The following is an 11891-nucleotide window of genomic DNA, read 5'->3' as shown; positions in this document are numbered from 1 at the left end:
AGCAGTCACCCAAGCACCACCTGCTCACCCTCGATGCGCGCCGGCACCGCCAGCAGCGACTGACCGCGGCACGGGCCGCTGATGCATTCGCCGCCGGTGAGCTCGAACGCTGCGCCATGCGCTGCGCACACCAGATGGCCGTCCTTGGTCCTGAGGAACTGGCCCGGCGCCCAATCCAGCCGGCGGCCGGCGTGCGGGCAGACGTTCAACCAGGCACGCACCTGGGCGCCGTCGCGATACAGCACCAGCGACTCCGGGCCGCCGTCCCAGACCGCTTCGACTTCCAGAAATCCGGCGTCGGGAATCTGCGCCAGTTCGACACGCGTGGTGGACGATGACGAAGACATGCAGTCTGCTGTTCGAGAACGGACTGCGATTGTGGCATGCGCCTGCAGCGCTCCGACGCCACGCAATGGCTACGGTCCGCGCATTTGCTGGCCCGTGTGGGCGCTCCGGGCCGCCAAGGCGACAATCGCGCAACACATCGGATGTGATGGATTTAACAAATCGGGCTAACGTTTAACGAAGTTTTCACTCAATGACATGAAACCGCAACGATACTGCCTGCCTGTTTCCTGCCCGGCAGCCCACCGCCATGCCTGCACGCATCTTCCAACTCGGTAACCTCCACCACCTGTTTGCCCCGCGCAAGCCGCGTCACCCGCTGGTGCGCGTGGCCGCCGGCCTGGCTGGTCTGGTCATCCTTGCGGTGCTGATCTTCTTCAGCGTGTTCGTGGGCGCGGCGATGATCCTGGGCGGCATTGCCTGGAAGCTGCTGAGCAAATCGAACCGTCGCACGCCGCAGCACACCCGCGTGGTCGAGGCCGAATACCGCGTGGTGCGCAAGCCTGCGCTGCCGTTGTCGCACTGAGGCGCCAGTCCACCGCCTCCAGCGCGGTGAACATCCAACCCCGAATCAGTCGCGCAGGTATTGACCGGTCTGCGCGAGTTTGCGTGCGCCGATGCAAGCCGTGATCGCAGACCTGCCAGCCAGACGTTGCGCCGCACTGCACGCTGCAGCACGGCGGTTCCGTCATGCACGGGCAAACGGCTAGACTCACGTGCCCCGTTCCCCAAGGATGCGTGCATGACCCACGATGTGATTCCCGCCGCCGATGTTCCGCGCATTCCGGTGGTTGGTGGCGGTAACTTTCCGGTGCACCGCATCTACTGCGTCGGCCGCAACTTTGCCGATCACGCGCGCGAGATGGGCGCCACTGCGCCTGCCTCCAAGGCCGAGCGTGGCCACCCGACCTTTTTCATGAAGCCTGCCGATGCGATCGTGGTCGGCCACGGCGACCACATTCCGTACCCGCCCGGCACCAAGGAACTGCACCACGAAGTGGAACTGGTGGTGGCACTGGGCAGCGATGCGCCGGCCGGCGAGTTGCCGGTGGAGCAGGCAGAGGCGCTGATCTACGGCTACGGCGTGGGCCTGGACCTGACCCGACGCGATCTGCAGGCAGCGGCCAAGGCCAAGGGCCTGCCGTGGGACATCGCCAAGGGCTTCGACCACTCCGCGCCGATCAGCGAGCTGGTGCATGCCGGCGAAGTGGGTGCGCTGGAGGCATTGAACCTGTCGCTGGAGGTCAACGGCCAGGTGCGCCAGCAGTCGTTGCTGGATCAGATGATCTGGAACGTGCCGGAGATTTTGCATGAGCTCTCCAAGCTCTATGCATTGCGCGCGGGCGACCTGATCTTCATGGGCACGCCGGCCGGCGTCGGCCCGCTACTGCCGGGCGATCAGTTCAGCGCACGCCTGGAAAACGTTGCCGAGCGCCACGGCATCATCGCGGGCTGACACGCGGCCCGCTACGATCACCCTGCGGCAGTTGGTCCGCGACCGCATCTGGAGTGCGCTATGGGAATGGTCAGCGAATTCAAGCAATTCGCGATGCGTGGCAATGTCATCGACCTGGCGGTCGGTGTGGTCATCGGTGCAGCGTTCGGCAAGATCGTCACTGCGCTGGTGGAAAAGATCATCATGCCGCCGATCGGCTGGGCCATCGGCAATGTGGATTTCTCGCGCCTGGCGTGGGTGCTCAAGCCAGCCGGCGTCGATGCCACCGGCAAGGAAATTCCGGCAGTGGCGATCGGCTACGGCGATTTCATCAACACCGTCGTGCAGTTCGTGATCATCGCCTTTGCGATCTTCATGGTGGTCAAGCTGATCAACCGCCTGACCCACCGCAAGCCGGATGCCCCCAAGGGCCCGAGCGAAGAAGTGCTGTTGCTGCGCGAGATCCGCGATTCGTTGAAGAACGACACACTGAAGACACCGGGCGTGCCGTAAGCGGACACATCCGCTGCGCAACTTCGCGCAGGAGGATGACCTTTCGCACGCAGACGGAGGACCTCGCGCTGATAAGCTCGGGGTCCCCTTGTCGTTGGAGCCGCCCTGCATGCGTCGCCTCGCTGTTGCCATCTCTGCCCTACTCGCCTGCACACCCGCGCTTGCCGCACAGACCACCATCGCCGATGGTGCGCTGCGCACCGCCGCGCAGCTGCGCGAGCAGGCCCTGGCCGACACCACCGGCTTTGCGGTGGTGGAATCGTTGACCACCGAAGTGGGCCCACGCATTGCCGGTGGCGAGGCCGATCCGCGCGCGGTGGCCTGGGCCAAGGCCAAGTTCCAGTCGCTGGGCTTCGACAAGGTGTGGACCGAGCCGGTGAGCTTTCCCAAGTGGCAGCGGCGCAGCGAACAGGCGGCGGTGATCGGTGCGCATGCGCAGCCCCTGCATATCACCGCACTGGGAGGCAGCCCGGGCGGCACCGTCGAAGGCGAGGTGGTGCGCTTCGACAACCTGGCCGCACTGCAGGCCGCACCGGCCGGCTCGCTGGCCGGCAAGATCGCGTTCGTCGATTACCAGATGACCAAGGCGCGCGACGGCAAGGATTACGGCAATGGCGGCGCGGTGCGCAGCAAGGGTCCGTCGGAGGCGATCCGCAAGGGCGCGATCGGCTTCATGATGCGCTCGGCCGGCACCGACTCGCACCGCGTGCCGCATACCGGCATCACCCGTTTCGATGAAGGCGTGACGCCGGTACCGGCGGCGGCGTTGTCGGTGCCCGATGCCAACCAGCTCGCGCGCCTGACCGCGCTGGGCAGCACGCGTGTGCGGCTGGCGCTGGATTGCGGCTGGGACGGCACCGCGACCTCCTACAACGTGATCGGCGAAATCACCGGACGCAGCAAGCCGAAGGAAGTGGTGGTGATCGGCGGGCATCTGGATTCGTGGGATCTGGGCACCGGCGCGATCGACGATGGTGCCGGCGTGGCGATCACCATGGCCGCGGGCCACCTGATCGGCCAACTCAAGCAGGCGCCCAAGCGCAGCATCCGCGTGGTGGCCTTCGCCAACGAGGAGCAAGGCCTGTACGGCGGCAAGGCGTATGCGGCCGCGCACGGCAAGGATGCCAAGGACATGGCGCTGCATCAGATCGGCGCGGAGAGCGACTTCGGTGCCGGGCGCATCTATGCGTTCAACACCGGCTCGGCGGCACCGGACGCGTCGCGCGCAGCGACCAGACAGATTGCCGAGGTACTCGCGCCGTTGGGCATCGCGTATGAGCCGAGCAAGGGCGGCCCCGGCCCGGATGTCGGGCCGATTTCCGCCAAGGGTGGCGCCTGGGCATGGCTTGCGCAGGATGGCACCGACTACTTCGATCTGCACCACACCGCCGACGACACGCTGGACAAGATCGACCCCAAGGCGCTTGCGCAAAACGTCGCGGCCTACACGGTGTTTGCGTACCTGGCGGCCGAAGCCGATGGCGATTTCGGCAGCCGCGCAAAAAGCGTGCAGCCGCCGAGCGAATAACTGCATTTGCAGACGTCGCGGGCACTCCTCGGTTGAGTGCGCGCGGCACAGGGCACGCGCACGCTGCGCGTTGTCTGTGCCGATACCGACATCGCAGCGACGATCGCCAGCGGCCAGGCACGTCCTGGTCGCTGCAGGCCTCAAGCACGCCACCTGCCTTTCGCTTCCACTCCAGGACGAGCACACACAATGGCGGCCAAGCGCCAACGCAGTGCGAACAACGCGGCAACCCTGCTGGATGTCGCCAAGCACGCCGGCGTCTCGCCGATGACCGCTTCGCGCGTCATCAACCGCCACCCGCATGTCGGCGAGGAGATGCGCGTGCGGGTGGAAGCCTCGGTCCAGGCATTGGGGTATCGCCCCAACCTGGCCGGCCGTTCGTTGCGCACCAGCGGCCTGTTGCGCATCGGCGTGCTGTACAGCAATCCCAGCGCGGCCTATCTCAACCAATTCATGCTCGGGCTGCTCGAACAGAGCAGCCTCAATGGCAGCCAGGTACTGGTGGAAAAATGCGGCGCCATCCGCAGCCAGCGTGCCGCCACCGAGCGTTTGCTGGCGGCCGGTGTGGACGGCGTGATCCTGCCGCCCCCGCTATGCGATTCGCGCCAGACCATTGCCGAACTCGATGCACGCGGCATCCCAGTCGTGGCGGTGGCGAGCGGTGCACCGATGGCGCAGATCAGCTCGGTGCGCATCGACGATTACCAGGCCGCGCGCGCCATCGTCGATCACCTGATCGAACTGGGCCATCGCCGCATCGCCTTGATCAAGGGCGACCCCAAGCACACGCCCAGTGCATTACGTGCCAATGGCTATCTCGACAGCCTGCAGGCTGCCGGCCTGCCTGTGGCCGAAGAGTTGATGGCAGACGGTCTGTTCACCTATCACTCCGGCCTGCTCGCCGCGCGCAGCCTGCTCGCGCAGGCGCAACCGCCTACCGCCCTGTTCTGCAGCAACGACGATATGGCGGCAGCCGCCGTTGCGGTCGCACACGGCCTGGGCCTGCGCGTGCCCGAAGATGTATCGGTCGCCGGCTTCGACGACACCCCGGTCGCCACCACCATCTGGCCCGAGCTCACCACCGTGCATCAACCGGTCACCGCGATGGGCCGCGCGGCGGTGTCGCTGCTGGCCGATGCGATCCGCCAGCGACGCAAGGGCGATCCCGCGCAGGGCGTGCATCAGGTGATGAAGTACACCGTGGTCAAGCGCGGTTCGACGGCGGGGCCACCGGCGCGCTAAGCGCCGCATCGATCGGCATCGTGTAACGCCTGCGGCATCACGCTAAAAAAACGGCCACATCGCTTCCCGACGATGCGGCCGAATGGGAGGGTGCCCGACGTTGCCGTCAGGCGTACTGCAGCGCCGCACTCAGCGGCGACGGGAAGAAAGCGCAATGACCGCTTGGAGAGCGACAACAGCGAAACATGCGCGACCCAGCGCGGGGGTGCGCTGGGTCGCACAACGGTGCAGCCGGATCAGAAGCGCAGACGCAAGCCCGCGTAGTAACGACGCTCGAAGATGTTCTGGTCGTAGTAGTGGTTGGTCCACTGCGCGTAGCGCCGCTCGCTTTCGCCGGTCAGATTGGTCGCCTGGGCGTACAGGGTCAGGTGATCGTTGACGTCGTAGCTGAAGGACGCATCGAGGTAGCCAACGTCGTCGTTCCAGATCGCCAGCTCGTCGCCCCAGGCACCGCTGTTGACCTGACTGAAGCGCTTGCTGCGCCAGTTGTAGGCCACACGCGCCTGCAGCTTGTCCTTCTGGTACCACAGCACCGCGTTGGCCTGATGCTTGGAGTTGTCGCCGATCGGCAAGGTGTTGCCGTCGATATCGGTGTTGTCGGTGTCGGCGTCGGAGAAGGTGTAGTTGATGTTGGTACCGAAGCCGCTCAACCAGCCGGGCAGGAAGTCGAAGGCTTGCTGATACCCCACTTCAAAGCCCTTGATCTTGCCGCCACCGCCGTTGACGATGCGCTCCACCGGGCCACCCAGCCGCGCCACGCCATCGGCGTCGGGCAACAGCTCGATATTGGTCACCGTGGTGGGGAACGACTTCACATCGATCAGGAACGCACCCACGCTGACCAACGATGCATCGGAGAAATACCATTCCCACGAGGCGTTGTAGTTGGTGGCGCGATACGGATCGAGATCCGGATTGCCGGAGCGGCCATTGAGGAACAGCACCGCATCCGAAGGCAACGCGGGGTTGCGCGGTGGCGTGCCATTGACCGCATAGAAGCTCACCAACCCGCGCCCGAGATCGGGCAGGTCCTGGCGCGCCACCGCCTTGTTGTAGGCAAAGCGCAGCTTCTGCGCATCGGTGATGTCTAGCGACAGGTTGGCGGTGGGCAGCACGTCGGTGTACTGGCGGTTCAGGCGATTGGTACCGATCGCCGGGCTGACGCCGTTCCATTCGACATTGCCGATGAACACATTGCCGCTGCTCAGGTACTGGTCGATCGCCAGCTTGGTCTGCACGATGCGCGCGCCGATGTTGGCCGTCCACGGGACCGCGCTGCCGGTACCGCCTTCCAGATTGGCCAGAAAATACGCTGCGGTGCTCTTTTCGGTGACCTTGTACGAATCGGCGGCCTGCTGGTAGGCCACGTTGCCGGGGTACAGGCTGTTGAGATAGCCCACCGGGTCCTTCATGACCTGCGGGTTGATCGCCGGCAGGCCCTGGCTGCCCAGGCCGGTGACCTTGAGCGGATCGAAGTCGTTGAAATACGCCCAGTAACCGGGAATCGAATTGAACGGCAGCAGGCGCGCTTCGGAGACGCCGCTGCAGGTGTCCACGATCAGCGGATCCTTGAAGTAATACAGCGAGCGGTTCGGGTCGGCGCAGCTGGTCGATACCGGCGACAGATAGCGATAGGTATCCAGCTTGACCTCGCGCTCGCCGTAGCGGATGCCGAACTGGAAGCCGCGCACCACGCCCTCGTCGAACTCGAAGGTGCCATCGGCGCGGAACGCGTCCATCGTCGCTTCGATCTTGTTGCCCTGCGCCCAGGTCGACATCAGCTGCCAGTTGTCCGGGTTGGATACGTCGGTGCCGAGGTTGACCGCCGGATAGGTGCCACGGAAATCCACCGAGGCATCCACTGTCGGCAAGCCGTTGGCGTTTGCCCACTGCGTGACGCCGCCGGCGCGCGTGATCTGGTCGCCACGCGTCACCACCGCATCGGCACGCGCTTCGTCGTAGGTGCGCTGCGCATCGCCATGCACCCACCGGAACGAGGCACGCAAAGGGCCACCATCATCGAAGCGCAGCTCCAGATTGGTGTTGAGCGCGTCCGAGTCGGCAACGCCGGCCATCGAGTGGGCCTGGAAGCGGTTGTAGCGGAACTGGCCGTATTCCAGCACGCCGTTGGAATCGACCACCGACCCGGGCTGCAACTGGTTGGTGGCCCAACCGGTGTGCAGCTGCGCGGCGACCGAGGTGTCCTGGTCTTCGAGCTTGGTGTAGGCCGCATCGGCCAACACCGTCCACGAATCGTTGATGTTGAACTGGAACGAGCCGTTGATGCCGGTGCGCTGGCGATCGGTGCTGCGGTTGTCCAGTTCGGTGGCGACCCAGTTGTAGAAATAATCGCGCGGCAGATTGCTGGGGTCGGTGTTGCTGCCGATGCGCCCGTCGCCGTTGAAATCGAAGCCCACATTCTGCTCGGTGGATTTCTGCGCGCCATTGGAATACACGCTGGGGTGCTTGTTCTCCAGCGTGGCGTCGGAGTACGACACGGCCAGCAACGCGCCCCAGCGCTCGGTGCGGAAGCTGGCCAGCCCCGAGTACAGCTCGTTGAGTTCCTGCACGCGGTCGCCGTAGGAGCCTTCGGCCTGGCCGCTGAAGGTCCAGCCTTCCGGCAGGTCGAACGGGCGCCGCGTCTTCAGCGAGACGGTACCGCTGATGCCGCCATCCAGATCGGCGGCGGTCGGCGACTTGATCACATCCACGCCACTGAACAGCGTGGGCGGGATATCGACGAAATCCGGCTGTGCGCGGCCGATGTTCGGCTGGCCGTATTGATCGCCGCCACCGGCGCTCAGGTACAACTCGCCGTTCATGGTGGTCTGCACCTGCGGCATGCCGCGGATATTGAGCTGCGAGCCCTCGCCGGCCGAACGCCGGATCTGCACGCCGGGCACGCGCTGCAGCGAATCTGTGATGGTGACGTCGGGCAACTTGCCGATGTCTTCGGCAGAGATCGAGTCGATGATCTGCGCGGCGGTGCGCTTGTTCTCGATGGCCTCGGCCTGCGCGCCGCGCACGCCCTTGACCATGACCTTGTCCAGGTCGGTGACCCCGGCGGCATTGCTGACGTCCTGTGCGCCTGCGCTGCCGGCAAGTAGGGTAAGTGCAGCCGCGAGTGCTGCGGCCAGTGGGGTGTGGCGGGTGTTCGAATGCAGCTTGTTCATGGTCCCCTCCCAGGGATGACGACAATCCACGACCGTTTCGAATGGCATTGCAGCAACGGCAATGCGGTATTGGCTGACGCGCAATCGGCGCGTCAGTGCGAACGCCGTGCGGGGGCACGGCGCGGCAACGCGCTGGCGCCGCTACGGAGGCCCGTTGGCAACGCCTGTTGATGGTTCGACATTCCAGCCGCGCACCTGCAGCGTGGCATTGCGCAGGCTCGCCGCGGACGGGCCGCGGATCTCGATCTCGCGCTGCTCGCCCGGCACCAGGCTGAGGTAGTTGTCGCTGTAGTACGCCGGCAGGATGCGTTGGCCTTGCGCATCCACCAGGGTCAGCTTGGTGTTGAGCGCAACCTGCTGCGAGGCATTGCGCACGCTGGCGCGCAGCACCGGTTCGGCGCCCTCCTGCAGCTGCGTGCTGAGCTGCACCGGCACTGCCGCCAGCGCATCCAGACCGCGCATGGCCGCCGCATCGCGCGCCACCCAGTAGAAATTGCGCGAACGCACGACCGCGTCGCGATCGAGCAATTGCAGCCGCACAAAGCCCAGGCCATTGGTGTCCTTGAGCAACGGCGCCAGTTGCAGCACCGGTGCCGACACCGAAACCGCCGCGGCCTCCAGCGCTTGCTCGCGCTGCTGCAGCAACTTTCCGTCGGCGGCATAGACGTCTGCGCGCACGCGCAGGCCGCTCACCGGCTCGGCCGCATTGTTGACCACCACCACCTCGTGGCCGGGCAGGTTCATCTGCACATGCAGCATCTCTGCCGCATTGCGCACACCGTAGTAGGCCGCGTGGGTGTCGTAGTCGTGGCTGTAGATCTGCCACATGTTGCTGGGCCAGGCCGGATGGCTCATCCATAGCAGCCGCCCGCTGTTCTTGCTCCACAGCTGGGCGTTGAAGCCCTCGAAGATGGCGCGATGCGTTTCGTAGTTGAGCAGCTGCGCCTTGCGTTCGAAGTCGGCCAGGCTGGTCGGCGCGCCGAGCTTGTCGGTCAGCGAGCGCATGAAACTGGCGGTGTCGCCGTTACCGGACTGGTGCCAGTCGTGATACGCCCAGACATCGCTGATCGGCCACTGGTCCTGCGCCGCAGGTACCGATGCCTGGAACGACTCCAGGGTGGAGAACGAGGGCGTGCCCACCTCCACCGAAAAGCCCTGCGCCAGCTTGTTGAAGTACGCCACCGGCTCGCGGTAGTTATACGGGCCGCTGCCCTGCAGATTGATCTCGTTGGAACTGCCGGTATACCAGCGCGTGCCATCGAGTTCGGCCACCAGCTGGTCCAGGCCTTCGTTGAGGATCGGCGCCGGCACGCCTTCGTTGCGTCCGAACCACAGCACGATGGAAGGATGATTGCGGAAGCGCTTGATCACCTCGGCGGCATTGTCCAGGAACAGCGCCGCGTCGGCCGGCTCCATGTTGTAGTTCTGGGTTGACTGCCAGAAGTCGTTGAGCACCAGCATGCCGTATTCGTCGGCCAGCTCGAAGAAGCTGGCTTCGGTGTTCTGCCCCACCCAGTTGCGCACCACATTGAAATGCGCGTCGCGCTGCAGGCGGAAGTATGGCTCCAGCCGCTCGCGCGCGACCCGCTTGCGCCAGTCGTCCATGCCCCAGTTGCCTCCCTTCACCGCAATACGCACACCATTGATGCGCAGTGCCAGATGCGGGGCCAGGCTGTTGTCGTCGAGCTGCTGCACCGCCGGCGAGGACAAGGCGCCGGGATACAGGGATTGCGCATTGCCGCCGGGTACCGGACGGATCGCTGCATGCCGCACGTCGACGATGCGCTCGCCGCGTTGCCGGGCCTGATTGAGATCGACCAGGACGCGGCGCAGCGCGCCATCGTCGTCGAATAACGACAGTTCGTAGGTCACCTCACGAATACCGAAGCGCAGCTGCTGCGCGTCCGACGGCGTACCGGCCACTTCGACACTGGCCTGCAAGGTATACAGCGCCGGCTCGCCATAACCGTTTGGCCACCACAGACGCGGATTGGCGACGACCAACTGCGGCGTATCCGCAGCAGTGAGCTTGAGCGTACTGCCACCGGCCGGCACCGTGACGTCGCGCTGGATGCGTACATCGCCAAAGGCCAACTGCAACGTGCCCTGCACTGCTGCGGCAGTGTCGTTGCGCAATGGCACGTTGATTTCGAGTTCCGCGCGGTGATGATCCGGTGCCAGCTTCGCGGTGATCACTTGCGTATCACCGAGCGCCACTGGACCGGTGGCATGCAGCTGCACGTCCTGCCACAGACCGGCATTGCGATCGCGCACCGCCGGAATCCAGTCCCAGCCTTCGCTGGCGATGAAGGTCGGCCCGTCCAACGCCTGCATGCCGCCATTTTCGCCGACACCGGCCGTCATCGACTGTTCGTGCGCGATGCCGGGATGTGGCGGCGGCGACACCCGTACCGCGACGACGTTCCTGCCCGGCTTGAGCTGCTTGCTGACATCGAAGCGACCGCGTGCGAATGCGCCGCGGGTGCGGCCGACCTGGGTGCCATTGACCCAGATCTCGCCGGCGTAGTTGATGCCGTTGAACAACAGCTCCAATCGCTTGCCTTGCAGTGCTGCAGGCAGATCGAAACTGCTGCGGTACCACCAGTCCTGCCGGCTCAGCGATTCGGGAATCGCCATGTTGTTGAGGCCGATATCCGGATCCGGATACACGCCACGATCGACCAGCGTGGTGAGTACCGTGCCCGGCACGGTCGCGGCGCGCCAGCGGGTCTTGCCGGCAGCGTAATCGCTACGCGACAGCGTCGCACCGCTGGCCTGACCGAGCTCTGGTGCCGCAGCGAGTTGCCATGCACCGAGCCGCCATGCGGCAGCATCCAGCGGCTGCAGCGCAGGCGCTTCCGACACCGGCCTGGCGACCGGCACCGGGAAGGGCGCGGCACTGCGCGGCAGGGTCGCCGCCGCTTGCGGTGCGAGTTGCCCTGCCATCTGCTTGACCTGCACGCGCCAGCCGGGCGATGCGTCTTCAAAGCGCTGCAGCGCAGGATCCGGCGCCTGTCCGGCAAGCCGTGCGATGGCTGCCGCATCCAGCGCACCGGACTGCGCGGTGAAGCCTGCAATCTCGCCGCCGAAGTGCTGCGTATACGCCGCCGGTTGCTGGCGCGGACCGAACACCAGCGTGGGCGCGACCGCAGTTTGCTGCACGTTGCCGCTGGCCACCTTGCGGCCATTGGCATACAGGCTCAGGCGCGTGCCCTGCGCAATTGCGGCAACCTGCGTCCAGACACCGGCGCGCAGCGGCTGCTTGCTGCGCAGCACATGCTCGGCACCTTGGGCGAAGCCCAGCAGGCCGTTGTCGATGACGAAGAAACGGCCAGCCGCCTGCGGATCACCGAGCCCGGCAATCAAGGCCGGGCCGGTGGTCCCGCTGGAGGGCCGCACCCAGGCGGACACGCTCCAATCCGCATCGGCGGCCAGCAGTGGTGTTCCGGCAGCGAGCTTCTTGCTCAGCCCGAGACCGCCCGCGAGCACGCGCACGTCGTAGGGACCGGGCGGATCGGCATCGGCAGGTGCAGCCTCCACTGCAGTCCAGGTGATGCAAGCACACAACAACCACAGCGCTCCACGGCGGAACGCCTTGCGAACCATCAGCATTAGAGGCCTCTCCCAAGCTCTACTGCCAAGCAACGGTGCACAC

8 protein-coding genes are annotated in these 11891 nt (G+C 65.6%); 5 read left to right on the top strand and 3 right to left on the bottom strand.

What is annotated here, in order from left to right:
• Positions 1-5: 5 nt before the first annotated feature.
• On the bottom strand, positions 6-347 hold the full coding sequence (locus tag DYQ94_RS04290) for a Rieske (2Fe-2S) protein (protein ID WP_126966297.1): 342 nt from the start codon (positions 345-347) through the stop codon (positions 6-8).
• A gap of 248 nt (positions 348-595) precedes the next feature.
• On the opposite strand from DYQ94_RS04290, the gene DYQ94_RS04285 reads away from it, so the two are divergent.
• The 5 genes from DYQ94_RS04285 to DYQ94_RS04265 all read left to right on the top strand — a co-directional run bounded on the left by DYQ94_RS04285 (position 596) and on the right by DYQ94_RS04265 (position 5063).
• Positions 596-871, top strand: coding sequence for a hypothetical protein (locus tag DYQ94_RS04285; RefSeq protein WP_053045694.1), 276 nt, complete (start codon positions 596-598; stop codon positions 869-871).
• Positions 872-1087: 216 nt separating this feature from the next.
• Complete coding sequence (locus DYQ94_RS04280) at positions 1088-1801, top strand: fumarylacetoacetate hydrolase family protein (RefSeq protein ID WP_126966298.1); 714 nt, start codon at positions 1088-1090, stop codon at positions 1799-1801.
• A 60-nt stretch (positions 1802-1861) separates the two neighbouring features.
• The gene (mscL, locus tag DYQ94_RS04275; RefSeq protein ID WP_024940317.1) at positions 1862-2293 is read left to right on the top strand and encodes a large-conductance mechanosensitive channel protein MscL; all 432 of its coding nucleotides are present in this window, start codon (positions 1862-1864) and stop codon (positions 2291-2293) included.
• A gap of 109 nt (positions 2294-2402) precedes the next feature.
• Positions 2403-3821, top strand: a complete 1419-nt coding sequence (locus DYQ94_RS04270) for a M28 family peptidase (protein WP_126966299.1) — start codon at positions 2403-2405, stop codon at positions 3819-3821.
• A 189-nt stretch (positions 3822-4010) separates the two neighbouring features.
• Positions 4011-5063, top strand: a complete 1053-nt coding sequence (locus DYQ94_RS04265; protein ID WP_039525778.1) for a LacI family DNA-binding transcriptional regulator — start codon at positions 4011-4013, stop codon at positions 5061-5063.
• A 236-nt stretch (positions 5064-5299) separates the two neighbouring features.
• On the opposite strand, the gene DYQ94_RS04260 is transcribed toward DYQ94_RS04265, so the two are convergent.
• Positions 5300-8236 carry a TonB-dependent receptor gene (locus DYQ94_RS04260; RefSeq protein ID WP_160954837.1) on the bottom strand — a complete coding sequence of 979 codons (2937 nt, stop codon included), beginning with the start codon at positions 8234-8236 and terminating at the stop codon, positions 5300-5302.
• 141 nt (positions 8237-8377) lie between these two features.
• Positions 8378-11848 (bottom strand): glycosyl hydrolase 2 galactose-binding domain-containing protein, encoded by a 3471-nt coding sequence (locus DYQ94_RS04255; RefSeq protein ID WP_160954836.1) that lies wholly within the window; start codon positions 11846-11848, stop codon positions 8378-8380.
• Positions 11849-11891 lie beyond the last annotated feature (43 nt).

It is taken from the genome of Xanthomonas sp. LMG 8993, from assembly GCF_009835065.2.
Lineage (GTDB): Bacteria > Pseudomonadota > Gammaproteobacteria > Xanthomonadales > Xanthomonadaceae > Xanthomonas > Xanthomonas arboricola.
This window is presented reverse-complemented; position numbering and strand designations above follow the sequence as displayed.

Bases quoted from the DNA above. Each gene is read 5' to 3' on its own strand.
- DYQ94_RS04290 (WP_126966297.1), bottom strand. From the start codon at position 347: ATGTCTTCGTCATCGTCCACCACGCGTGTCGAACTGGCGCAGATTCCC.
- DYQ94_RS04285 (WP_053045694.1), top strand. From the start codon at position 596: ATGCCTGCACGCATCTTCCAACTCGGTAACCTCCACCACCTGTTTGCC.
- DYQ94_RS04280 (WP_126966298.1), top strand. From the start codon at position 1,088: ATGACCCACGATGTGATTCCCGCCGCCGATGTTCCGCGCATTCCGGTG.
- mscL (WP_024940317.1), top strand. From the start codon at position 1,862: ATGGGAATGGTCAGCGAATTCAAGCAATTCGCGATGCGTGGCAATGTC.
- DYQ94_RS04270 (WP_126966299.1), top strand. From the start codon at position 2,403: ATGCGTCGCCTCGCTGTTGCCATCTCTGCCCTACTCGCCTGCACACCC.
- DYQ94_RS04265 (WP_039525778.1), top strand. From the start codon at position 4,011: ATGGCGGCCAAGCGCCAACGCAGTGCGAACAACGCGGCAACCCTGCTG.
- DYQ94_RS04260 (WP_160954837.1), bottom strand. From the start codon at position 8,236: ATGAACAAGCTGCATTCGAACACCCGCCACACCCCACTGGCCGCAGCA.
- DYQ94_RS04255 (WP_160954836.1), bottom strand. From the start codon at position 11,848: ATGCTGATGGTTCGCAAGGCGTTCCGCCGTGGAGCGCTGTGGTTGTTG.